Source organism: Microcystis sp. M20BS1 (assembly GCF_020245305.1).
Classification (GTDB): Bacteria; Cyanobacteriota; Cyanobacteriia; order Cyanobacteriales; family Microcystaceae; genus Microcystis; species Microcystis ichthyoblabe_A.
Genome location: NZ_JADBUZ010000105.1, coordinates 13,231 through 37,176, shown reverse-complemented (window position 1 = coordinate 37,176; position 23,946 = coordinate 13,231). Strand labels below are relative to the sequence as shown.

The window sequence follows — 23,946 nt, the reverse complement described above, 5'->3', positions numbered from 1 at the left end:
GACATCGCACTTTTAGGTCTCTAATTCTCTAAAGCTTCAAATTGACGTAAAGCAAGACTAGAACCTTGATTCCAGCCTAATTCAACATAATAGGGAAAAAGTTTCTTGATATTTATATCGGGAAAGAGACGACTATTTTCGCTTTCCTGACAACTATCTTCTATGAACAGATATATTTTTAATTCTTCCCGACGATAAACCCACAATTCGGGGATTTTTAGCAATTGATAAGCCTCTACATCAGTCAGAGAAGTAAAATCCACTTCTATAGCTAAATCGGGAGGAGGATCAACAGTTAAATCAATTCTCTCTTTGCCTAAAATTGCCTGTCTATTATCAATATAAAAACAGGTATCTGGTTCTACTCCCGCTTCTCCAGGAATTTTCAAGGTAATCGGATCAAAACATTGCCAGTCTTTACCTTGACGACGGAGGATAATTTTTACTAAATCCCTTAATGTATCAACACGATTGCCATGACTTGGTAAGGGAGACATAAGCCGAATTTCTTGAGTTTTGCCGTTAAAATAGAGTTTGGGATAGGTTTTTTGGAGACGTAAACTCAGCAATCTTTCGTAATCTTCCCAAGTCTGATGCGGAAAAATAACTTGACTGCCCGGAGATAAAGATAAAGTATTTTCGTTGAGAGTAATTAGTAGCATTTTGATAATTATTTTTGGATTGTCAGATCCCCCCGTCTATCGGCACCCCCCTTATTAAGGGGGGCAGGGGGGATTAAGCTCACTTTTATACAAAAAGTGTTTTAACTAAAATTCTCTAAAGCTTCAAACTGACGTAAAGCAAGACTAGAACCTTGATTCCAGCCTAATTCTACATAATAGGGGAAAAGTTTCTTGATATTTATATCAGGAAAGAGACGACTATTTTCACTTTCTTGATAACTGTCTTCTATTAACAAATATATTTTTAATTCTTCCCGACGATAAACCCACAATTCGGGTATTTTCAGCAATTGATAGGCTCCTACATCAGTCAGGGAAGTAAAATCCACTTCTATAGCTAAATCGGGAGGAGGATCAACAGTTAAATCAATTCTCTCTTTGCCTAAAATTGCCTCTCTATTATCAATATAAAAACAAGTATCCGGCTCTACTCCTGCTTCTCCCGGAATTTTCAAGGTAATTGGATCAAAACATTCCCAGTCTTTGCCTTGACGACGAAGGATAATTTTTACTAAATCACTTAAAAGATTGATACGTTTGCCATGACTTGGTAAGGGAGACATAAGCCGAATTTCTTGAGTTTTGCGATTAAAATAGAGTTTGGGATAGGTTTTTTGGAGACGTAAACTCAGTAATCTTTCGTAATCTTCCCAAGTCTGATGCGGAAAAATAACTTGACTGCCCGGAGATAAAGATAAAGTATTTTCGTTGAGAGTAATTAGGAGCATTTTGGTAATTATCCTTGATTTTTAGCTGTGGGATTTAACTAATTTCGCTCTGGCAACCAATGCCTATCAAGCATTTGTTCAAGAGAATAGGGACAATTTAGAGGGAAATTGTGAGGAGATATTTCAGTTTTTTGCCCAACAATAAAAACGGCATCTTGATAGATTATTTCTTGGTTATCTAGGAGATATTTTTCTAAATTTGTGCTTAAGTATCCATTTAGCTGCACTCTAAAAGTGGCTATTTCTCCTTGCCAATGCCGATGATTTAATTCAAATTCTTTTGACCAATATTGCCACAACAAAAGATGAATAATTATCTGTCTTAAAAAACTCTCAACTCGATTTTTATCCCGTTTGCTCAAAGCCTCCAACTCCTCGATTAAATGTTGAATATCCAACTCAGCTAGACGATTTTCCTTGAGAAGTTTAATTGTTTCAGTCAACCAGAGATGTTCATCTTGTTCGTAGAGAAATTGTAACGGATTTAGCCAAGTATCTTTTTTCATATTTTTTTGGCTGAGGAGACTTCTAAAACTGCTTTCGGGTAGGCAATGCGTTGATGGTGGAATTGTTGCCAAACTTGCACAAAAACCTCGGCAATAATTGGTAATTCCTCCTGACGAATACCACTATCTACTAATTGTTGATCGCGCCATCGGGCCTGAAAAATCTTTTTGATCATATCCATAGCTTGTTCTGGGGAGGCCTCCTTCAGCGATCGCAAAGCGGCCTCACTACTATCGGCTAACATAACGATCGCCGTTTCTCGCGATTGGGGAATCGGACCATCGTAGCGAAAGGCCGCCTCATCGACGAATTCTTGACCATTTTGGGCGGATTTTTGCAAAGCTTGCTGATAAAAATAGGAAATTAAGAGATTACCTTGGTGTTCGGGAATAAAATCGCGGACGACTCGCGGTAAACCGTGTCTGCGGGCCATGACTAACCCTTCACTAACGTGCTTTTTAATAATCTCGGCGCTGACGTAGGGATCATTAATTTCATCGTGTTTATTCGGGCCACCCATTTGATTTTCAATAAAACCGAGAGGATCGTGCATTTTCCCGATATCGTGATAGAGAGTCCCCGTGCGAATTAATTCCACATTACAGTGCAGTTTTCGGGCGGCCGCTTCAGCTAAACAGGCGACAAAAAGGGTATGTTGAAAAGTCCCCGGTGCTTCCGTGGCCAAACGTTTGAGCAAACTACAATTAGGATTGGACAACTCCACCAGACGAATGGGAGTGACCACATCGAAACAGCGTTCCAAATAGGGGGATAATCCTAGGGCGATTACCGTCCAAGCTATCCCCGATAGACCATAGACGAGCGCCGTGGGTAGTAGAGTATAGATGATCGTGCTGGCCGTGGCACTAACGATTAGGTAAGTGAGCAGATAAACACCCCCTTGACTGACTCCGATTCCCATCCCTAGCAGCGATAATTCATCCCTAGAACGCAATTTTCCCGCTATCATAGCCGCTAATAGTCCCCCTATCGTCCCCGCGATTAAATCGGCGCTGATACCTTGGATGCTGAATAGGGAAAGACCGGCAGTTAAGAGGACCTGGGTGACGGCCAGAGTCGGGCCGTAGAAACTGCTGACTAATAAACCTACCGCTGCCAGATTGGTAAAGGGAATATTGGCGATCGCTAGGATCGGTGTGGTAAAACTTAGTAAACCCAAGAGAAGAAAATCCCGGTGACGCAGAGGCCGATGGAGACGCTGAGCAACGAGACAAAAAGTCCCGATCGCGCTGGTGACAAGGATTGCCGTTGACCCTAAACCCATCCAGTTAATGCCCCGTTCGCTCAAACCAAAGCCATCGATGAGAACAAACTGAGCTTGAGTAATTTTTTCGCCTGCTTTAACGATAATTTGACCGGTTTGAGCGCTAGACATGACCATATCTACCGCTTCCACCGCTTTAGCGGCTTGTTCTTTGGTTGCCTCCCGATCTTCTATCAGGTTCGCTTCTCCCTCCAGGGCCGCTAGAAGGATATTTTCGGCTAAAAGCTGCTGGCGACGGGTTAGGCGATCGCTGCTAATCTGCACGGCGATGGTATCCTCTAGGTGACTGGTGGAAATCCCCGGGGGAATGCCTTGCACCAAAATCCGGCGACTCGCTTGCAGGATGGCTTTTTCTAGGTTTTGCCACTCTCGATCGCCCATTTGGGCCACTGTGATCAGATCGGCGTATTTGAGTTTATTTAAGCTGGAATGCTGATAATTTTGGCTGGTTTGCCCCTTTATTTGCCGTAATTGCTCCAATCGATCGATAAATTGCTCAAAGCTTCCCTTCGTCACGCGCTGACGATAGGCTTGAATTTCGCTAACAGCATATTCCTGCTCTTTTGTCAAGAGGTTTGTAAAAGATTCTTCATAGTTGAGGCGGCTTTGTAGAGTTGACCATTGAGGGGCAGAAAAGGTGAGCAGCGTTTCCATTGTGGCGTTGGAAATAGTCCTGCCCATTAAAATGGAATTTCTTCGCAGAATTGGGCGAATTTGACTTAATTGCTCTAAAGTGTCTCGCAGCGATCGCTCGATCTGGTCGGTGGTTTGGGGGTCTCTTTTCAGCCGGGGAAGCAGTCCAGCCCGAATTTTTTGGCGTTTGAGGGCGGTGGTTTCTTGGTCTTGAAAACGGGCATCTTCGGGGGCGATAATCGTAACCGGGGAAATAGTCCCGACGGCCAATTTCGGCTGATTATAGAAACGATAACCGACCACGCTAGTCAGACAACCGACGGTAAACAGGAAGATTAAGGGTCGTCGCAGTTTACCGAGGGAGTAAGAGCGAGATTTTCGGGCAGAATCAGGAAAAACAGTGAAAGAATGCAGAAAATGATTCATAAATTCCAGCTAAATTCTATAAACTGCGCCACCATGCCCAGAGGAAAAATACCAGCAACTTGGTTTTGGTTTCCCTCTTCTATTTTAAGGACTCCCTGTACAAAAAAATTTTTTCTCGAAAGGTATCTAGATTAACTTGATGCGGGGGTTTTTCGCCTTCCGCTGCGTCCAAAACCCGTAGGGGCGCATCGCGTGCGCCCAAATAACCCAAATTCCCCCAAAACCCGTAGGGGCGCATCGCGTGCGCCCAACCCCCCCAAAACCCGTAGGGGCGCATCGCGTGCGCCCAAATTCCCAAATTCCCCCAAAAACCCGTAGGGGCGCATCGCGTGCGCCCAAATAACCCAAATTCCCCCCAAATTCCCCAAAAACGGGTGGGCCGATAATTGCCGGTGGGACGATTATTGCCGGTGGGCGAACGCAGTTCGATAAACTCACTGACCACAGTTCGCCCCTACAAAATCGACCGGCCGGTGGGACGATTATTATTGTCGGTGGGCCGATTATTGCCGGTGGGCGAACGCAGTTCGCCCCTACATTGTGGACAAAATCCGTTACTGTAGGGGCGCAAAGCTTGCGCCCTCCGATCGATTGGGATATTATTCCCACGCAAGTCCCTAACTCCCAAACTAATACACTTGTTCTATAACTTTCCCAAAAAAATTCCGGAAAAGGGAATAAGGGAAAAAAAAGGGAAAAAAAGAGAAAAAGGGTTACAGGGTCCTCCCAGCACCGCACACCACCCGAAAACCGTAGCCGAAGTAGTGGTAGTAGACGCGGCGGGCGTTGTTGTCGCGGAAAGCAGAACGGCAGTAATACGGATAGTAGTACCAAGAAACGCCCCGCAACGGAGAACGATTATCATTCCCATTTTCTATCCAAGCACTGCCATCCGTCGGCGCACCGTCATAATTATCGTGCCAAGTATCGGCGCACCATTCCCAGACATTGCCGTGCATATCGTACAGTCCAAAAGCGTTTGGGGGAAACTGTCCCACGGGAGTCGTTTGTTGTCGATATTCTCCCTTCGCTTCCCCTGCGTAGGTATAGCCAGCATTGTAGTTAGCCAATTCCCCGGTAATGGTTTCCCCAAAATGAAAGGGTGTTTTTGTCCCCGCTCTACAGGCGTATTCCCATTCTGCCTCACTGGGAAGTCGGTATTCCCGTTTTGTTTCCCTTGATAGTCGTTTACAGAATTCTGTTGCTTGATACCAGTTGACTCTTTCTACGGGTAGCTCATCCCCTATGAAGCTAGAGGGGTTTGTCTCTAGGTCGATGTCTATTTTAGCAGTTGCGGCAATCGCTCTCCACTGAGCTTGGGTAATCGGGGTTTGACTCATGTAGAAAGCGGGGACTTTGACTAGGTGTTGTGGTCTTTCCCTTGTAAATACTTTCGAATCAAATTTTTTAACCAGTCTTTCGATTTCCTCATCTTCCGTTCCCATCCAGAATTCTCCTTGGGGAATATACATCATGCGGATATAGTTTTGAGCTTTTTTCCGGTTGCCAACTTCTGCAAGCTTTTCATCGTAAAAATAGGCTTTAACAGGTTTTCTCTCGATAACTTGGCCTGTTTTATTAACCAATACCGTTTCTGCGGTAAAAAGGTTTTCATTGTAGGGAACAATAGCGGCTACTTTGTCTATTAAACGTTTTTGTAGGGTTCCTTCGTCTTCTGGGAAAAGTTGAAGGACATTGCCAACGGTGTTTAAATCCCCTCTAGAATAGGCGGCAATCGGTTTATTAAGCAATAACAAGGGTTCATAATCGGCTAAAGCAGCCGATAGATTTTTTAATAAAGCTGTCAATCTCACAAGACGCACTCGGTTATTATTTTTGATAGCTTCTGCTAGTACCTGTTTGATTTCATTGACTGCTTGACTGGGTTTTAGGTAGGCAAGAGCTAACCATTGTTGATTTTGCCAATAAACCGATTGTGAGCAATAATCACCGATTTGTTCCTGAATATAGGTTTGTAACTGATAGGCCAGAGATTTGAGTTCCTCTGGGGTTAATTTTTCTAATAGTAGTTTACGAACATCGGGAGACATTTCATAAAGTTCTCGATCTATTTTGCGGACTAAACTGGAGAGTAAAATATCAGCGATCGCATACCAGGGAGCTTGATTATTTTTATCTTGATGTTGACGCAGATAATAAAGTAAATTAGGGGATAAACTAAGGGGAAATGCCGCTCTTTTCGCTAGTTCTATGGTGTTTAGTTCGTTTTCTTTTTCAAATAATCTTAAACGGCTTTCTGCGCTAAAAAAATCTTCATCCTCATCCCAATTATCCCCTTGTTGAAACTGATTAGGATTAAATAAATGACGGGGTGGGATAGCTTCTTCTTTTAGCCATGTTATCAAGTTTTCCCAGTCCTCTGTGGTTAGTTCAAACATGGAAAAATTGGGTATATCTTCAGCTAAATCAGCAATATCGATCGCAGTTGTCCCATACCATCGATAATAGGGTAAAGGGTTTAACCATGCGACTCGGCTAAATCTTCGGCTAAATCGTCGGATAAGGGTTTCTGTTGCACTCAAGCGCTCTTCTACATAACGTTTTCTAGCGGCACCCGCATCACTAAGAATTAGACAACTGGTTACTTCCGGAGAATAGTTAGAGAGAACTTTGGTTAAAGATTGACTTTCCCAACCGTTTTCTTGTCGTAAAACCTCGTCTCTAATCAGATTATCAAAGTAAAAATGGGGAACATTTGCCCAAGTTTGCTTCATTATTCGACCAAATCCTGCAAAGGGAATCATCGAGTCAGAACAATCAATAAAAATAATAATTTCTCGGCGATAAAGTTGTTTCTTTTGGTAAATTATTTGATCAAAAAAACCTCGTTTAGCCGTTGCCATCACCGTAGCTTTTAGATCCCAAGTTTGTCGAGGACTTTCTAGGGGTAATGGACGCAGTTGCTGCCAACTTTCTTGTAACTTAGCGATGCCAATAGGATAATAATCAGGATTATCTAAGGAGGTGATTTTTTTTCGCTTTTCAATAGCTGTGGCAATTTGTGGAAATGAAGTCTCCGGTGCTATTTGTGTATCCCCAGAAGGAGTAATTTCTAATGAGGGAGATTCCCTATCATCCATCGGGTTTATGATTTTGCTAATCGATTCTTCTGGATGGCGAATAGGTGTTTTTTTGGCTATTTCTATATTTATTTCTGGTTGGAATTGTAGCATCTCTGTCCAGGCCTGATCAAACTTTTCTTTTTCTTTCGGGGATTTAACCCATAAAGCTTGACAAAGAAGTTTAATTTTAGGATTCTCTAAGTTGGGATTTTCTTGAATAGCAATATCAGAATCATTGGCGAGTTTTTGAATTAGGTAATTTTCCACCCGATAATATTGTTCAATAGACAGCAGAAATCCTTCTTCGTCTCTGAGGTGATAAAATAGGTCAAGTAGGGGGGATTTCATTGGCTTTTTTAACCTCTTGTTCCATAATCTTGTAAATCGGTACGGCTTTTTAGTAAAACACTAGCGTGGGGTAATTTGTCCTCGTTTAATTTGGCGATAATTTCTTCAGGTTTGTACTTGAGCAACGATTTAAACCAGGCTATTAATTCACTGGTGCTAACTTTTTTTTCTCCTTCAGATTTAGTCTCGTCTTGTGATGTTCTCACTTCCTGAAAACGGTCCACTGCTTTGATGATAACCTCTTGTTCAGCGTCGGTAAACCGTTCGGTTAATATTTTTCTTAATCTTTCTTGGTTGGGTAGCTCAATATAGTGATAAATGCAACGTCTCAGAAAAGCATTGGGTAAGTTTTTTTCTTGATTACTGGTAATGATAATCAGAGGAAAAGCTTGATCATTTGCTTGAATTAATTCTCCTGTTTCTTTAATGAAAAAACGACGAGATTCAATGGCTAAAAGTAAATCATTAGGAAAATCTCGATCTGCTTTATCTATTTCATCAATTAATACTACCGATTGTTCTTGCTTATCTTTACTTTGTTTAAATGCTTTACCCAAGGGTTGTAAATCAACCCAATCTTTTGAAGTAGCTGGATTTTTTTGCTTTGAAGTAGCTGGATTTTTTTGCTCAGAAGAAGATTCTTCTATTTCTTTTTGGCTTAAAATTCCGCTAATTTGAGCAGCTTGTAAACGGCCAATATAATCATATTGATAGAGACTATCTTCCGCTTTACTTGTAGATTGAACTATCCACTCATAATATTTTATAGGACCACTTTGCTGACCATTATTAAATTCATGAACTAAGGCATGAGCTAGACGACTTTTGCCACATCCCGGCTCACCTTCTAGTAACAAAGGCATTCCCAATTCAATAGCCAAGTTAACAACTTCTATTAACTCATCACCTGCGTCATAGGGATAAATTTTCTGTTGAATCGGTTCATAATAAAGATCCGATTTAGGTTGAATTTCTCCCGTGTAAGTTAAGGATAGTTTAGCCATTTCTTTGCGTCCGATAATTTTACTTGAAATTGTTGATAAAAAGCTTTCAGTGTGTCTTCTATGTTGCCTTCATTGCTATTTTGCCATAATTCCTGCAAGGTAGATTTAAATAATTCTGTGGTTTCATCCTGTAAGTCACAACCTAACTGAAGTTGTTGAGCAAAAGTAGGAATAATTTCCTGAAAAGACCGTTTTTCAAAGCAAGAGTCAATCTGTAAGCGGTGAATAGGACTTAATTCTGATAATTTGTCCTTATCTCTCCAATCATTACTTTTTCCATAATCTAACCAAATCATTAATAAAAAGCCCGGAATGGGACTATTTTGTATTTTACGAGCGTTGGTAATTAAGTTTTGCCAAAATGAATCAATGTCTTTTAAACGGGAAAAGTCTGCACAATCAATTCCTTCAAAAATCAAACAAAAATTATTAGTCTTTAAATTTTTAATTCCTCCAGAATTATTTAAAAAATGTTCATGAAGACTATAGCTATCCCATTCTTCCTGACCATCTCCTTGAAATTTAAAAACAATATGTTTAACGGGCAAATTATTAGTGATAAAGAGTTGTTTGTGTAAACGATGTAAACACCAAAAACGATATGTATGAGGACAAGGGGGAATATAAATACTGCCTTCTCGTAAAGGTTTAGCAGCTATTGAACTGGTAAATTTTACTAGATTAGTGTAATTAAATTCTGTTAAAATATCATAAATCTTCCCATTATTTGTTCGTTGATCTTTTGGGTTTTGATGATGAAGTTGACAACATTGTAAGCTTTCAAAATCTAGGCCTAATACTTCGCAATAAGCTTGAACAATATAAGACTGTTTAGAGGTTCGCCCTTTTTTTCCTAGTCCATATTTTTTTTCAGTACAAAACCGCAAACTATCTCCAGATATGCCAATTACCTTTAAAATAGACGAATCTAATAAACCATTAATATCTTCTAAGGTTAAATGAATTGAATTATCATTAATATCTTCAATTCTGTACTCGCTTTTCTTCTCATTTTCAAATCTTTTAAAATCCGATTCATTTTGTAAGTACAATTTCTTACCCTTTGGTTTTAAAACCTCTTTAGTTGCTCTAGATTTTGGCTGAGATTCTGTCATCCAAGCTTTCAAGACATTTAATGGAATGGTATAACTGGAAGTTTTTGTTTGACTACGGTATTCTTCGAGAAATGCCTCAAGTAACCATCGACTTGCTTCTATTAATATTTTCTCTGTTTTCTCCGAAGCACAAGAATAGGTTCCCTTATAAGCATCTTTAGCCTTACGAAGGGTTTCTACATCTTCATCCGATAATCTGATTTCGCCAGACCTTAACATAAATCTCGTCAAACGTCAACCTACGATCTGATCCACTTTTTGATCCCCTTTTGCCAGCATTTGCTGAAAGCATTTTAATCAACTTGTCCTCAAAAAACAAGCCCTAAGGCGACAGGAGCAAAATCTATGAAAAAGGAAAATTTCTGGCAAAAACATAAAGCGGACATTGACGTGATTTGCCGCATCATCACCACTTTAACTGCCTTGGCTAGTTTGGGTGTTCAGGTGGGGGAGTTAAAGATTCCCGAAAGCAAGATTCTTCCCCCTATTACTGAGGTTCAATTGGAAGCGGGGAAAAAGACTCACACCCACTAAGGAAGATAAATACTAGGGATTGAAGCACATTACCTGAAATAAAGGCCGATGTGCTTTTTTCATGAGACTAGACCAAAACGAGGGTGAGTTAATAAGATAACCCACCCTGAAGGAGATTTAGCGATCAACTGACCCCATAATAATATCAATACTGCCTAAAATCGCCATAATATCGGCGACTTTTACCCCTTTGAGGATATGGGGCAGAATTTGAAGATTATTAAAATCGGCGGCCCGAATTTTCCAACGCCAAGGGAAAACATCATCATTACCGACGATAAAGATACCTAATTCCCCTTTACCACTTTCCAAGCGCACATAATGTTCACCTTTAGGAATCTTAAAAGTGGGGGCGACTTTTTTGGCGATATACTGATAGTCAAAATCATTCCAAGCTGATTTTTTCCCTTCTGCCATCCGTTTTGCTTCCAGATTTTCGTAGGGACCACCGGGTAAACCTTTCAGTGCTTGCCGGATAATTTTCACCGATTCGCGCATTTCCCGAATCCGCACCAGATAACGAGCAAAACAATCGCCGGCGGTTTCCCAATGCACTTCCCAGTCAAAATCGTCGTAACACTCGTAATGGTCAACTTTTCTTAAATCCCATTTCACCCCAGAAGCGCGCAACATCGGACCGGATAAACCCCAGTTAATCGCTTCGTCTCTGGTAATGCAGCCTATCCCTTCAATACGACGGCGGAAAATCGGGTTATTAGTGATTAATTTCTCGTATTCGTCCACTTTGGGGTCAAAATAGTCACAGAAATCCTCGCACTTATCCACCCATCCGTAGGGTAAATCTACCGCCACGCCACCAATACGGAAATAATTATTATTAATTAACCGCATTCCCGTGGCAGCTTCCCAGAGGTCATAAATCATCTCCCGTTCCCGGAAAATGTAGAAAAAGGGAGTTTGTGCGCCTACATCCGCCATAAAGGGGCCTAACCAGAGTAAATGGTTAGCGATGCGGTTGAGTTCCAACATAATCACCCGGATATATTGCGCTCGTTTGGGAACGGCGATATCGGCTAATTTTTCGGGAGCATTGACCGTAATCGCCTCATTAAACATCCCTGCGGCGTAATCCCAACGACTAACGTAGGGAACGTACATGACATTGGTGCGATTTTCGGCAATTTTTTCCATGCCCCGATGAAGATAACCGATCACGGGTTCACAGTCAATCACGTCTTCCCCGTCAAGGGTGACGATTAAGCGCAAAACTCCGTGCATCGAAGGGTGATGGGGTCCCATGTTTAAAACCATGGGTTCTGTTCTCGTTTCAATTTTTGCCATAGGGCTACCGATGATCCCGAAAATCTTTTTAAAGTTATTATAAGTAAACGCTTCGACAATACACAAGGACTATCGGGTATCAGTAATCAGTGATCAGTAATCAGTAATCAGTAGTCAGTAGTCAGGAGATTATTTTTATTTATTCTCCCCACTTCCCCACTTCCCCACACCCCACACCCCACACCCCCACACCCCACACCCCACACCCTACACCCCACACCCCACACCCCCACTTCCCCGCTCGATCGAGTACAATAGAGTGTTCAGCAAAAGCGATCAGCTATTAGCTTTGATTAGTCCTTCGGTAAGAATATAAACCAGAGAAAAGAGCCATTAAGAGCGGCAATCAGCTGAAAAAGCTCAAAAACTGAATTTTAGGCTGAAGGCTGACGGTAGCTTGCTGAAAGCTGAATCCCGTTGATAATTTTTTTTACTTGAATCACCGTGGTTATCCAAATCGACTCAACTCAAAACTACGAAACTAAAACCCAAGAGATCGCTAGACAACTTTTAGCCGAAACTCGGGAAAAAAAAGGTCTTTGGTCTGCTTTACAGGATCAAATGCGTTGGGATGATAAATTACTCGATTGGGCCATGTCTAACCCCAATTTACGAGTACAATTATTCCGTTTTATTGATTGTTTACCCGCTTTACGCAGTAATGCCGAGATCGCTAATCATCTCCAACAATACCTCGGTGATGCTTCCGTAGAACTGCCCAGTGCGCTGAAAAGTATCCTCAACTTTAGTGATCCTAACTCCCTACCCGCTCAAACGGCCGCCAGTCTGATCAGTAAATCCGTAGAAACCTTAGCTCGTAAGTATATCGCCGGGGAAGACCTAGGGCAAATTACTCGCACTGTCACCCGTCTGCGGAAGGAAAAAATGGCTTTTACCATAGATCTCCTCGGTGAAGCGGTAATTACTGAAGCGGAAACCCAAGTTTATCTACAAAGTTATCTGGATTTAATGACCCATTTGGCTCAAGAAGCAACCAAATGGAATAAAGTTAGCCAAATTGATGAAGCGGACGGCGACTTATTACCACAAGTGCAGGTTTCTGTCAAGCTAACTGCCTTTTATTCTCAGTTTGATCCCATAGATCCGATTGGCAGTAAGGAGAAAGTTTGCGATCGCATTCGCCTACTGTTGCGACGCGCTCAGGAGTTAGGGGTGGCAGTCCATTTTGATATGGAACAGTACGTTTATAAAAACCTCACCCTGGCTATCCTGAAAGAATTACTCCTAGAAGAAGAATTTCGCAGTCGTACCGATATTGGCATCACCCTACAGGCATATTTAAGAGATTCTGCCCAAGATTTACAAGATTTAATTAATTGGGCCAAAAAGCGCGGTTATCCCCTTACTGTCCGGCTAGTCAAAGGTGCTTACTGGGATCAGGAAACGATTAAATCTCGGCAAAATCATTGGCCACAGCCGGTATATAACGAAAAATCGGCCACCGATGCCAATTATGAACGGATGACGCGGTTATTATTGGAAAATCATCAATATTTATACGCCGCCATCGGTAGTCATAACGTGCGATCGCAAGCCTTGGCCTGTGCGATCGCAGAAAGTTTAGAAATTCCCCGTCGTCGCTTTGAAATGCAGGTATTGTACGGCATGGGCGACCAATTAGCCAAAGCGTTAGTGAAGCGGGGTCATCGGGTGCGGGTTTATTCCCCCTACGGACAACTCTTACCCGGTATGGCCTACCTAATCCGCCGTTTATTAGAAAATACCGCTAATAGTTCCTTCCTGCGGCAAAATTTGGAGGATCGTCCCGTGGAAGATTTAATCGCAGCCCCCCGGGTTTTAGGCCAGGATAACCCGATTATCCCCGGTTTTCCTAATGCCCCCGATACAGATTATGCTAACGAGCAATTACGAAATAAAGCGAGTCAAGCCCTTACTTTTGTCAAAAATTCCCTCGGTAAGACCTATTTACCCCTAATTAACGGCGAATACGTCGCCACCAATGTTCAAATTAATTCCGTTAATCCCTGTAACCCGCAGGAAATAGTGGGAAAAGTGGGCTTAATTGAGGTAGAACAGGCAGAAAAAGCGATCATAGCGGCTAAACAGGCTTTTCCCGCTTGGAAACGCACTCCAGTGGCAAAAAGAGCCGAAATACTGCGAAAAGCGGCAGATTTGATGGAAGCGCGACGACACGAGTTATCGGCCTGGATTTGTTTGGAAGTGGGCAAAGTTATCCAACAGGCGGATCCGGAAGTGTCAGAAGCGATCGATTTTTGCCGTTATTACGCCTCCGAGATGGAAAGACTGGATTTAGGGCATAATTTCGACGTAGCAGGCGAGAATAATCGTTATTCCTACCAACCCCGGGGTATTGCTTTAGTGATTTCCCCCTGGAATTTCCCCCTAGCCATTGCGGTGGGGATGACAGTAGCGGCTTTAGTAGCTGGTAACTGCACGCTATTGAAACCTGCCGAGACTTCCTCGGTGATTACGGCGAAATTTGCCGAGATTCTCCTAGAAGCGGGTATTCCTGCCGGAGTCTTCCAATATATCCCGGGTAAAGGTTCCCAGGTGGGGGCGCATTTAGTTAGCCATCCCGATGTTCACCTAATCGCCTTCACCGGTTCACGAGAAGTGGGCTGTCGCATCTATACAGATGCCTCTATCGTGCAAAAGGGTCAAAAACACCTAAAACGAGTTATCGCCGAAATGGGCGGCAAAAATGCCCTAATTGTCGATGAGAGTGCCGATTTAGATCAGGCCGTTGTCGGTGCGGTTAAGTCCGCTTTTGGCTACACCGGCCAGAAATGTTCGGCCTGTTCGCGGATAATCGTTCTGGAAAGCGTCTATGATAGCTTTGTTGATCGCTTTGTCGAGGCTACCAAGTCCCTCAATATCGGGCCGACGGATTTACCGAGTACGGAAGTAGGACCGGTTATCGACGAGAAAGCTCAAGCAAGAATTCGGGAATACATCGAAACTGGTAAAAAAGAGGCAGAATTGGCTCTAGAGATGCCGATTCCAGAGGTAGGTTATTTCGTCAGTCCCACCGTCTTTAAGAATGTTCCCCCTGATGCGGTAATAGCGATGGAGGAAATTTTTGGTCCGGTGGTGGCAATTATCAAAGTGAGCAATTTTGAGGAAGCTTTAGCTGTAGCTAACGGAACCGACTATGCTCTAACCGGTGGCTTATATTCTCGCACTCCTGCCCATATTAACCGAGCTATGCAGGAATTTGAAGTGGGAAACCTCTATATTAACCGGGGAATCACCGGTGCGATTGTCTCCCGTCAACCCTTCGGGGGTTTCAAGATGTCGGGGGTAGGTTCCAAAGCAGGGGGTCCCGATTATCTCTTGCAATTCCTCGAACCTCGTCACATCAGCGAGAATATTCAACGTCAGGGATTTGCACCGATTGAAGGGGCCGATTAAGCGATATAGCTAAAATTGGTTATTATTGGGGGTTTATACCCCCAAATCTGGTTCATTTATCGGCTAAGACCCATCTTAACCCCCTATCCTTAGATTAGCTCTCTTATTCTTTGTGTGATCTCGCGTAGCGAGCGCGTTGCGACCAGTTTAAATTATATAGGAGCGATCGATCTCTGTGTCCTTTGTGTCTGGAGTGGTTCCTTCCACTCACTCACCAAACCCAATAGAACCGTTGTCTTTCTTACCCGATTTCTTGGCTGTCAACCTACTGCTATATACTTAAGTTTACAATTGCGTCGGCCTATCAAGAAAAGACTATGACGATTGAAACTGTTGCCACAAAACCCTTTAGTGACCAGAAACCGGGGACTTCTGGATTGCGAAAATCCGTTCCCGTTTTTCAACAACCCCATTATCTGGAAAATTTTATTCAAGCTATCTTCAATACTTTAGACGGTATCGAGGGTCAAACCTTAGTCGTCGGTGGAGATGGTCGTTATTATAACCGTCAAGCTATTCAAACTATCCTGAAAATCGCTGCCGCTAACGGTATCGGTAGAATCCTCGTGGGAACCGATGGTATTGTCTCCACTCCCGCTATTTCTGGGTTAATTCGCGAAAATAACGCTTTTGGCGGTATTGTTCTCTCCGCTAGTCATAACCCCGGCGGTCCGGAGGGGGATTTTGGCATTAAGTACAATATTACTAACGGCGGACCGGCCCCGGAAAATATCACCGATGCAATTTATGCCGAGACTAAGGTGATTAGCAGTTATAAAATCCTCTCAGGGGCCGATATTAATCTTGATCGCCCCGGTTCCTTTAAACTGGGAACTATGGATGTGGAAGTGATCGATGCGGTCACTCCCTACGTCAAAATGATGGAAAAGATTTTTGATTTCGATCGCATTCAGACCCTACTCACTTCTGGTAAGTTTAAAATGTGCATGGATTCTCTCCATGCGGTAACCGGTCCCTACGCTTATGCTCTATTTGAACAGCGTTTAGGCGCGCCCAAGGGTACAGTATTAAATGGTATTCCCTTAGAGGACTTTGGTGGGGGTCATCCCGACCCTAACCTAGTCTATGCCCATGATCTGGTAGAAATTCTCTTCGGTCAAGAGGCTCCCGATTTTGGGGCTGCTTCCGATGGAGATGGCGATCGCAATATGATCCTCGGTCAGAATTTTTTTGTTACCCCTAGTGATAGTTTAGCGGTACTAACAGCCAATGCTCATCTAGTACCGGGCTATCAAAATGGTATCACGGGAGTGGCGCGATCGATGCCCACCAGTGCGGCGGCCGATCGCGTAGCGGCTAAACTGGGAATTGACTGTTATGAAACTCCCACCGGTTGGAAATTCTTCGGTAATTTGTTAGATGCGGGGAAAGCAACCCTTTGCGGTGAGGAAAGTTTCGGCACGGGTTCCAATCATATTCGCGAAAAAGATGGTTTATGGGCGGTTCTTTTCTGGTTAAATATTTTGGCAGTTAAAGGGGAATCTGTAGAGGAAATTGTTCGCAGTCATTGGCAAGAATTTGGTCGTAATTTCTATTCTCGTCATGATTATGAAGAAGTCGCCTTAGAACCGGCAAAAGAGATGATGGCACGTCTCCAGAAGCTGGTTTTAGACCTTAAGGGTAAACAATTTGGTAACTATGAAGTGGAATATGCCGATGATTTTAGCTATACGGATCCCGTGGATGGTAGTGTGAGTAAAAATCAAGGTATTCGCATTGGTTTTACCGATGGTTCTCGGATTATTTATCGTCTATCCGGTACGGGAACTAAAGGAGCAACTCTCCGGGTTTATCTAGAAAGTTATGAACCGGACGCAAGTAAACACGATATCGACACCCAAAAGGCCCTACAGCCGTTAATTGATTTAGCTGAAGAAATCGGTCAAATTCGTCAATCTACTGGACGGGAACAACCCACAGTTATTACCTAAAATCTAGGGAGCGGCTATCAGTTTTTATCGGGGAATTTTTTGACCTGCTCATCACTGATAGCTACTCCTTAATTACTTTCATTAATTGCCCTGTGGTACAATTTCTGAATTCCCGTCACTAATTTATCTAAAATCGATCGATGGCTATCGTGAGTCGGATCAAAACTCTGCACTTTGGTTAATAATTTCGCTTCCTGTACGTCCACGTCGTCATCGCTATAGATTAAAGTGCTAATCGATGTTAGTAGATCTTGATAGATTTCTGGACTAGGATTATCGCCTAAATAGGACTCTAACCATCGATAACATTCACTGGTTTTAACTGGTTTTAGTTCCGATAATAGTGGTTTTATCTCCGGATCATCATCAAGTTTTTCCCTCACAGCTACCTGTCGTAAATAATTTCTTTCTGATGGTTGAATGACACCATCAATCCAAGCAACACCGATGAGAATTTTCAGTAATTGTTTATTTTTCATCCCACACTTCCTTGACTAACTTAGCCATAAAAAAACCGTCTTGATTATGTCGATGGGGTAACACTTCGATCGCTCCCGTTTCTGTATAGTATTCTGAGACGCATGAATTAGAGTCAGGAGTGGCCATTTTCCAATCGGGATGAGCGGCTAAAAACTGCTCGATCACTCTTTCATTTTCTAACGGATTTAAAGTACAAGTGGCATAAACTAAGATTCCCTTCGGTTTTACCCAAGTGGCAGCCGAGGCTAAAAGTTCCCCCTGTCGTTTGGCTAGTACAGGTAAATTTTCCGGTGTTTGTCGCCAACGTATATCAGGACGCTTGTGCAGGGTTCCCAATCCTGAACAGGGAGCATCGATTAGTACACGATCAGCGATGCCACACCACTGGGGACGATCGCGACTATCCCCTAGATGTATTTCGATCGCTTTTAAGTCTAATCTTTTAATATTGGCTTCTAACTGTCTTAAACGGGATGGCGTTTGATCACAGGCTAATATTCTACCCTGATCGCCCATTAATTCGGCAATATGAGTGGTTTTTCCCCCCGGTGCCGCACAAGCGTCGATAATTGTCTCTCCGGGCTGGGGATCGAGTAGATAAGTGACTAATTGGGCGCTAATATCCTGTAGGGTGTAATTTCCGGCTCGAAATCCCTCTAAACGCTCAATATTGCCTAAACCAGAGGTTAAACGGCAAGCTAGAGGTAATTTAAGATGATGAAAAGTTATATTGGCTGATTCTAACTCATTTTCTAGGGCTTCTCGGCTAGTTTTCAGGGGATTAATCCGAATATCGAGGTCAGGAGAGCGATTAAACCATTGACACAGTTGTTCCGTTTCCGTAACACTAAAGCGATCTAACCACAATTGCACCAACCAATCGGGGAAACTGTGGAGAATACCCAATCTAGAAGCGGTATTTTCCGGTAAAAGTAAAGGATCGTCGCCATTAGCAGTTAAACGGAGATATTGCCGCAGCATTCCGTTAACCACCGCCGCTAATTTGCCTAAATGACTGATTTTAGTTAATTCTACCGCCGTATTCACCGCCGCTGATGGGGGAATCTGGGAGAGATAGCGCAGTTGATAAAGACCAATATGGAGAATTCGCCGTAAATCTGGGGGTTGCTGGGCTGCGGTTTTTTTCCCCAGGCGATCGAGCAGCGCATCCAAAGTTCTTTGTCGGCGCATTGTACCATAAACAATCTCCGTTGTCAAGGCTTTGTCAAGACAATTTAAGGAACTAGCGGACAAATGGCGATCAAGAGCGCGATCGGGATAGGCGGAGGAGCGATCGATATCGCGTAAAATCAGCAAAGCCAGCTGACGAGCATTATTCATGCAGTTTCCAGACGATTGCGGAGGAATTGGCGTAATATAGTCAGCGCCGGAATCGGGATTTCGTGGCCCATATTTAACTCGTGATATTCGACGTTAACCCCCAAACCAAGCAGTAAATCCCTGGCTTGACGAGCGGCAGCGATAGGAACGACGGGATCCTGCTTACCATGAACAATTAAGACATTTTGTGGACCCTGGGGATGGGGTTCACCGTGCAGATAACCACTCAGGGAACCCAATCCCGCCAAGGGTAAGGATAAACCCACATCCAGGGTCATCGCTCCCCCTTGGGAAAAACCGGTCAAAAAAGTCCGCTCTAGGGGAATGCCGGTAGTTGCTTCTAGGGAAATAATCCAATCGTGCAACTGTTGACGACTAGCGGCTAAACCTTGATAATCGGAGGTTTCTAACGCATACCAGGCGCGTCCCCCCGGCACTTGGGGATGATCCAAGGGAGCATTAGGAAACAAAAATTGACAATCAGCCAGATCCAACATCGATGCAAGGGGGGCCAGATCCATGGCATCTGCACCCCAACCGTGCAGCATGATCACTAGATAGCGAGCGGGATTTTCCGGGGAAGGGGGAATGACAATCGGGTTAAAAGACAGAGTTTTTTCCTCGCAATTCTCTTTTTTATCTATTCTATAGCGATTTTCCCCGGAGTAAGATGGCTGTGGGGGAGTCTTTTCAGTCAACAGTAATCAGTGAAAAGAAAACCTTGCTCCTTGCCTCATGGCTCTCTTAGGTTTGGTGGGTAAAATGTATTCTAAGATACATTACTCCTAGCGAGGGAGTGGAGCGAACCACAAAGACACAAAGGACACAAAGATCGATCGATCATATAGTAAGTTAAACTTATCACACAGAACCTAGAAGAGCCAAATTCTCAGTAACATGGCTGAAAGAGAAAGTTTTAAACTGGAAGGTTTAGCAGTATCAAAGGTCAGTAAATTAAGCTGTTCTGTACCCTGAATCAACCCCAGAATAAATTTTTGATCATCGAGTTGGCTTGGTTCACCGTCAGTGTAATCTTTGAGCAGTTTTTGCACTTTCTTTGTTCCTTTAGCTTGGCTCAATTTATTTAGGGTATTTTTAACCATTTTTCGGTTAACGTTGGCGGGAAAAGCTGACATAGTTTGGATGCGCTTTTGAATCCTACTTAGTCGTTCTGAATTGAGTTGGATATTTTCTAAAATAGCAGTTTCTTCTAGGTCTTGGCTTAATTTTTGTTTAACTTGAACCAGTTGTTCATAAAGCTGCTGGGCTAGGTTAATGATTGGTTTCGCGGGGACAATCTGGCTGGCTTGAGGAGTTTTGAAAGCTGTGGCGATTGCCACTCCCAAACCATCATTTTCTCTGCTTAGATCGTTCCAATAAATTAGTTGATTTTGTTCGGGAATTTGTTGACCATTAGGGTCAAAGTAATCGAGAGTCAAGGCGACCACACTGGTGGGTAATTCCGAGGTGGTAAATTGACCGATAGTTAGGGGATTGGGCTGATATTTTTCTCCTAATCTTTCGTAGAGCTTCCGCAATTCTTCACTATGCAAAAGCTCGTTTTGACTGTAGAGGTTGCGGCTAGTTTCTTGTTTTTGATAGGTTTGTTCTTGAAAACTTTCTTGTTCGAGTTGTCGGGCTTTAATTAGACTGTGGATGAAGTCAATATAACCGGGGAGAATTTGATCGTCAAAGTAGGTATCGCCATAAACGGAAGCGCCCAACTCCTCTACATTACTGATATGGGGAATTTTGTCATCTTTGGCTAGTTCCCCAATTAGTTTCTTATTCAGGTTAGCTAGTCGGCCCGCTTGTCTGAGTAGTTGACTTTCACTGTTGGCGTAATAGATGTAAATATATTGGCAAGGATGGGATTTGGGGCGATCAATTCTGCCGATGCGCTGTTCCAAGACCATGGGATTCCAGGGGAGGTCAATGTTAATTAGATAGTCGGCATCTTGCAGGTTTTGACCGACGGAGAGGGTTTCTGAACCGATGAGGACGGCTATTTCCTGTTCTAGTAAAGGGCGTTCGTTCGGGTTTTTACAAGTGGCTTCGGGGGCAAATAAACGGAATAATTGTTGGCGCTGGAGTCCGGTTTGCTGGTTGTTTCCTTTGAGGGCGTTGTTTGGCGCAATCTTAACCGATTTTTCATCGATGTAGTAAAGTTTGTGACTGCCCATTGCCATGCCAATTCCTTTGGAGGCAATGACCTGATTTTGGCTCATGTAGCGGTAGTAATCAATGACGGTATCGGAGAAAGTAGAAATTAGTAAAACTTTGTGACCATCAGCAACTAATTCCATGACTTTCCGGCTAACTTGCTGTCGTTTGTGGTCGGTGACAAATTCATTGGCTAAGAGGACTGAAATCTGCTGTAGTTGCTCTAAATCACTATGACAGTCAGCGAGAATGCGGTTATAGATATTTTTAGCTTCTAGGGGATTATTTTTCAGTTTATCGGTGGCTAGGTCAATAGAGCGGCGTAACTGTTGACGTTTTTCCCCTTTGTTGCTGTCAGTTTCTTCTTCATCTTCTTCGTCTTCCCAATAATCCTCATCCCCATTTTCTTCTATCCCCAACCAGTCGGTTTCTCTTCCTGTTTTTTCAGCTTGAAATTTGTAATGTTGTAAGAGAAATTGTTTTAACCCTTCGGCATCCGGGGTGACTTGTTCGAGTTGCTGTTTGAGTAAGGAAATGCGATCGCTAAAGTTTTTAATGGTTCGTCGTAGAGCATACATACTAGACTCTGCCCGTTGTAAAAACATCCGGCGCTGGTTTTTCAGTAAAGAACGCTGTTCCACTGTGCTGGTTAAGTAACGGATCGGGTCGGCAAAGGGAATAAACAGATTATCTTCAAACTGACTGAAGATCCGTTCTAATGCTTGTTCGGTTTCTGGTTCAAATTGGACGGGCAGCCATTGGGCAAGGCGTTGGGCATAGAGTTGTAAGTCTGGGGTGGCTTCTCTCAACATCTTGCGGGTACGCTGTAAGAAGAGTTCTCGATAGGTGCGCCGGAAAATATTGGTGGTATCGGTAAAGTTTTCTATTCCTATTTCTCGGCTGGCAAACCATTCTTTGACTTCGGGGGGAAAGCCTAATTCTTGGAAGCCTTCGGGACGGGTGAGAAAGGGAGAAAGGATGTTATAGATGTCTTCGCGGCGGTTGTTCCAAGGGGTTGCCGTCAGGAGCAGGTAATATCTTTGTCTTTCAATCTGGCGATCGTGTTCTTTAATTTGCAGGCAGGTTTTATGGATGCGGTTGTTATAGTTACGGATGCCTTCATGAGCTTCATCGATGATGACTAAATCTGCCGCACCCCCATGGCGGGTAAATTCATCATAAAAGCGATCGCCGCCACGACTCATTAGGTTTTTATTGTAGAGTTCGTAGTGTTTCTTGGCGATCAATCCTAATTCTGCCATTTCTCTCTCCCAGTTCGGGTGGAGTTTTTTGGCAGCAATAATGGCAATTTTAGTTTGAGGATTTTCTTCTAGGTAGAGTTTTGTTACCGCAGCCGCAAGGCGGGTTTTTCCTAAGCCTACCGCATCGGCACAAACCACTACGCCAAAGTTCTGCATGACTCTCAAACAATGTTGTGCGCCGGATTTTTGATGTTCAAACAGGATGTCTTGATTAACCAGTCGATCTAAAATGTTACTGGATTGAATGTTGAGCAGGTGGGGGCGTTGTTGGGCTAACCAGTAGAGAAAATCATCGGGGGTTCCCTGTTTTCCCTGTAGGATTAGTTCAATCGCTTGTTTAAATCCGGCTATTTCTTCCCATTCAGGTAAGGTTATTTCTTGTTTAATAGTTGGGGCTTGATTTGGCGTAATCTGATAAGTTCCCTGTTTCTCTTTGACTCTAAAAGTTTTTAAAGAAGTGGAGGGATGTTCGGGATCAACGGTGACAGTTCCTGTTAGGAGATGGGGTTGTTTTTCCTCTATTTCTACTGCGATTAAGGGATTATCGGGAATCTCAATTTCTTCAATTTTGTCTAGGTTTTTACCCTTAATTTTAATATTTGTAGTTGCGCCTGCGGGAAATTCTTGAGGACTAATTGTCTCTATTTGAGGTTGAATTTGTTGTTGTCGGCGCTGTTTTTCTGCTAAGACTTGTTGCAAAAATTCTTGAGTTAAATCAAAGCTTAATTCTGGCTCTTGCCATTCTTGGTCAAATTCGATTATTGACTGTTGAATTGTCTCTAAATCTAAGGAGTCTGAGTAATATAAAAAGGTGATACTCTCGGCGTTACTACTATGAGCAGCACCAGTGAAGTTATCTGAGCCTTCATGTAAAATAGAGTTACCTAAACTATCGGTTAAAATCCCTGTTTTTTTATGATAAATACCTCTAGTTTCTTGCATTTTAACAAGTTTGATGGTAAGGATTCCCAACCTAACTAATTCCGCTAGAATAGTGGTACTGCTAAAGGTTTTATCAGCTAGTCCTTGTAAACATTCGGTTAAAGTTCGGGTAATATATTGTTGACGATATTCGGGGTTGTGGAGTTTTTCTAATTCTTGAACATCTCGTTTATTGGTGAAGCCTTGCCAGTCCATTAAGAGTTTAATCTGACCTTCATTTAAGACTAAATTAAAAAGAGGTTCTTCATAAAGTTTGAGAACTCCACTATTAAAGTAGGCGGTACTTCTTCTATAGATTTTAGTACGTTCTAAATAGGCAGCAATAAATTGATTGTATTTGTCTAGCTGTTCGGGTAAATTAAATCTACGTCTTTTTTTATGTTCTATTTCGATAAATGTTCCACGAATTAAGCTTTCTTCTTTGCTGGCATTTTCGAGGTTTAAGAATTGTTCAATAATGGTTAATTTACTGGTGCGTAGCAAGGCAATGCTGGGGATATTCCCCTCTCGTTTGGGGGTATATTCAAAGATATGGGCTATATTAATATCTATCCGAAATAGCTTATAGGTAGAATGTTTTTTTAATCCCAAAAAACTCACTATATTTTGTAAAAGGTTCTCTGCATCTCGATGTTTAAAAATCAGCCAATAGTTATTATTAATTCCTTTGATGTAATCCCCTTGAGGGTGGTAGTAGGGGCGTTGTTGTTTTATCAAGTCTTGGATTACGGTTTCGAGCATAAA

16 protein-coding genes are annotated in these 23,946 nt (G+C 42.8%); 3 read left to right on the top strand and 13 right to left on the bottom strand.

Annotated elements, in window-relative coordinates; translation table 11 throughout:
* Positions 1–20: 20 nt before the first annotated feature.
* The 8 genes from IM507_RS10855 to IM507_RS10820 form a co-directional block, all read right to left on the bottom strand.
* Complete coding sequence (locus IM507_RS10855) at positions 21–662, bottom strand: Uma2 family endonuclease (RefSeq protein WP_123230441.1); 642 nt, start codon at positions 660–662, stop codon at positions 21–23.
* 101 nt (positions 663–763) lie between these two features.
* Positions 764–1,411, bottom strand: coding sequence for a Uma2 family endonuclease (locus IM507_RS10850; RefSeq protein WP_123230440.1), 648 nt, complete (start codon positions 1,409–1,411; stop codon positions 764–766).
* Positions 1,412–1,449: 38 nt separating this feature from the next.
* Positions 1,450–1,917 carry a DUF29 domain-containing protein gene (locus tag IM507_RS10845; RefSeq protein WP_123230439.1) on the bottom strand — a complete coding sequence of 156 codons (468 nt, stop codon included), beginning with the start codon at positions 1,915–1,917 and terminating at the stop codon, positions 1,450–1,452.
* Positions 1,914–4,262: an HD family phosphohydrolase gene (locus IM507_RS10840; protein WP_123230438.1), complete on the bottom strand. Its 2,349-nt coding sequence runs from the start codon at positions 4,260–4,262 to the stop codon at positions 1,914–1,916. The genes IM507_RS10845 and IM507_RS10840 overlap by 4 nt, the downstream gene beginning before the upstream one ends.
* Positions 4,263–4,341: 79 nt before the next feature.
* A complete protein-coding gene (locus IM507_RS10835) occupies positions 4,342–4,707 on the bottom strand; it encodes a hypothetical protein (protein ID WP_287636988.1) in 366 nt (121 codons plus the stop codon).
* Between the two features lie 268 nt (positions 4,708–4,975).
* Entirely contained in the window at positions 4,976–7,693 is a 2,718-nt protein-coding gene (locus tag IM507_RS10830; protein ID WP_287636987.1) for a formylglycine-generating enzyme family protein, read from the bottom strand.
* 8 nt (positions 7,694–7,701) lie between these two features.
* The gene (locus IM507_RS10825; RefSeq protein WP_002737534.1) at positions 7,702–8,697 is read right to left on the bottom strand and encodes an AAA family ATPase; all 996 of its coding nucleotides are present in this window, start codon (positions 8,695–8,697) and stop codon (positions 7,702–7,704) included.
* Positions 8,679–10,031 carry a hypothetical protein gene (locus tag IM507_RS10820; RefSeq protein ID WP_287636986.1) on the bottom strand — a complete coding sequence of 451 codons (1,353 nt, stop codon included), beginning with the start codon at positions 10,029–10,031 and terminating at the stop codon, positions 8,679–8,681. The genes IM507_RS10825 and IM507_RS10820 overlap by 19 nt, the downstream gene beginning before the upstream one ends.
* Before the next feature lie 126 nt (positions 10,032–10,157).
* Between IM507_RS10820 and IM507_RS10815 the strand changes: the two genes are divergently transcribed.
* Positions 10,158–10,346, top strand: a complete 189-nt coding sequence (locus tag IM507_RS10815) for a hypothetical protein (protein ID WP_287636984.1) — start codon at positions 10,158–10,160, stop codon at positions 10,344–10,346.
* 117 nt (positions 10,347–10,463) lie between these two features.
* On the opposite strand, the gene IM507_RS10810 is transcribed toward IM507_RS10815, so the two are convergent.
* Positions 10,464–11,648 (bottom strand): NAD(P)H-quinone oxidoreductase subunit H, encoded by a 1,185-nt coding sequence (locus IM507_RS10810; protein WP_002754423.1) that lies wholly within the window; start codon positions 11,646–11,648, stop codon positions 10,464–10,466.
* 444 nt (positions 11,649–12,092) lie between these two features.
* On the opposite strand from IM507_RS10810, the gene pruA reads away from it, so the two are divergent.
* Both pruA and IM507_RS10800 read left to right on the top strand, forming a co-directional pair.
* On the top strand, positions 12,093–15,062 hold the full coding sequence (gene pruA, locus IM507_RS10805) for an L-glutamate gamma-semialdehyde dehydrogenase (protein ID WP_287636983.1): 2,970 nt from the start codon (positions 12,093–12,095) through the stop codon (positions 15,060–15,062).
* A 317-nt stretch (positions 15,063–15,379) separates the two neighbouring features.
* Positions 15,380–17,014, top strand: a complete 1,635-nt coding sequence (locus tag IM507_RS10800) for an alpha-D-glucose phosphate-specific phosphoglucomutase (RefSeq protein ID WP_069475270.1) — start codon at positions 15,380–15,382, stop codon at positions 17,012–17,014.
* A gap of 68 nt (positions 17,015–17,082) precedes the next feature.
* Here IM507_RS10800 and IM507_RS10795 read toward each other — a convergent pair whose 3' ends face one another.
* The 4 genes from IM507_RS10795 to IM507_RS10780 form a co-directional block, all read right to left on the bottom strand.
* Positions 17,083–17,493, bottom strand: a complete 411-nt coding sequence (locus IM507_RS10795) for a tellurite resistance TerB family protein (RefSeq protein WP_190537247.1) — start codon at positions 17,491–17,493, stop codon at positions 17,083–17,085.
* The gene (locus IM507_RS10790; protein ID WP_287636982.1) at positions 17,483–18,835 is read right to left on the bottom strand and encodes a 16S rRNA (cytosine(967)-C(5))-methyltransferase; all 1,353 of its coding nucleotides are present in this window, start codon (positions 18,833–18,835) and stop codon (positions 17,483–17,485) included. The genes IM507_RS10795 and IM507_RS10790 overlap by 11 nt, the downstream gene beginning before the upstream one ends.
* Positions 18,832–19,425 carry an alpha/beta hydrolase gene (locus tag IM507_RS10785; RefSeq protein WP_353847179.1) on the bottom strand — a complete coding sequence of 198 codons (594 nt, stop codon included), beginning with the start codon at positions 19,423–19,425 and terminating at the stop codon, positions 18,832–18,834. The genes IM507_RS10790 and IM507_RS10785 overlap by 4 nt, the downstream gene beginning before the upstream one ends.
* Before the next feature lie 282 nt (positions 19,426–19,707).
* On the bottom strand, positions 19,708–23,943 hold the full coding sequence (locus tag IM507_RS10780) for a helicase-related protein (RefSeq protein WP_287636980.1): 4,236 nt from the start codon (positions 23,941–23,943) through the stop codon (positions 19,708–19,710).
* Positions 23,944–23,946: the final 3 nt, after the last annotated feature.

Coding starts and splice junctions, on each gene's coding strand:
- IM507_RS10795 (WP_190537247.1), bottom strand. CDS start 17,493: ATGAAAAATAAACAATTACTGAAAATTCTCATCGGTGTTGCTTGGATT.
- IM507_RS10850 (WP_123230440.1), bottom strand. CDS start 1,411: ATGCTCCTAATTACTCTCAACGAAAATACTTTATCTTTATCTCCGGGC.
- IM507_RS10820 (WP_287636986.1), bottom strand. CDS start 10,031: ATGTTAAGGTCTGGCGAAATCAGATTATCGGATGAAGATGTAGAAACC.
- IM507_RS10855 (WP_123230441.1), bottom strand. CDS start 662: ATGCTACTAATTACTCTCAACGAAAATACTTTATCTTTATCTCCGGGC.
- IM507_RS10790 (WP_287636982.1), bottom strand. CDS start 18,835: ATGAATAATGCTCGTCAGCTGGCTTTGCTGATTTTACGCGATATCGAT.
- IM507_RS10830 (WP_287636987.1), bottom strand. CDS start 7,693: ATGAAATCCCCCCTACTTGACCTATTTTATCACCTCAGAGACGAAGAA.
- IM507_RS10825 (WP_002737534.1), bottom strand. CDS start 8,697: ATGGCTAAACTATCCTTAACTTACACGGGAGAAATTCAACCTAAATCG.
- IM507_RS10810 (WP_002754423.1), bottom strand. CDS start 11,648: ATGGCAAAAATTGAAACGAGAACAGAACCCATGGTTTTAAACATGGGA.
- IM507_RS10845 (WP_123230439.1), bottom strand. CDS start 1,917: ATGAAAAAAGATACTTGGCTAAATCCGTTACAATTTCTCTACGAACAA.
- IM507_RS10780 (WP_287636980.1), bottom strand. CDS start 23,943: ATGCTCGAAACCGTAATCCAAGACTTGATAAAACAACAACGCCCCTAC.
- IM507_RS10815 (WP_287636984.1), top strand. CDS start 10,158: ATGAAAAAGGAAAATTTCTGGCAAAAACATAAAGCGGACATTGACGTG.
- IM507_RS10840 (WP_123230438.1), bottom strand. CDS start 4,262: ATGAATCATTTTCTGCATTCTTTCACTGTTTTTCCTGATTCTGCCCGA.
- IM507_RS10800 (WP_069475270.1), top strand. CDS start 15,380: ATGACGATTGAAACTGTTGCCACAAAACCCTTTAGTGACCAGAAACCG.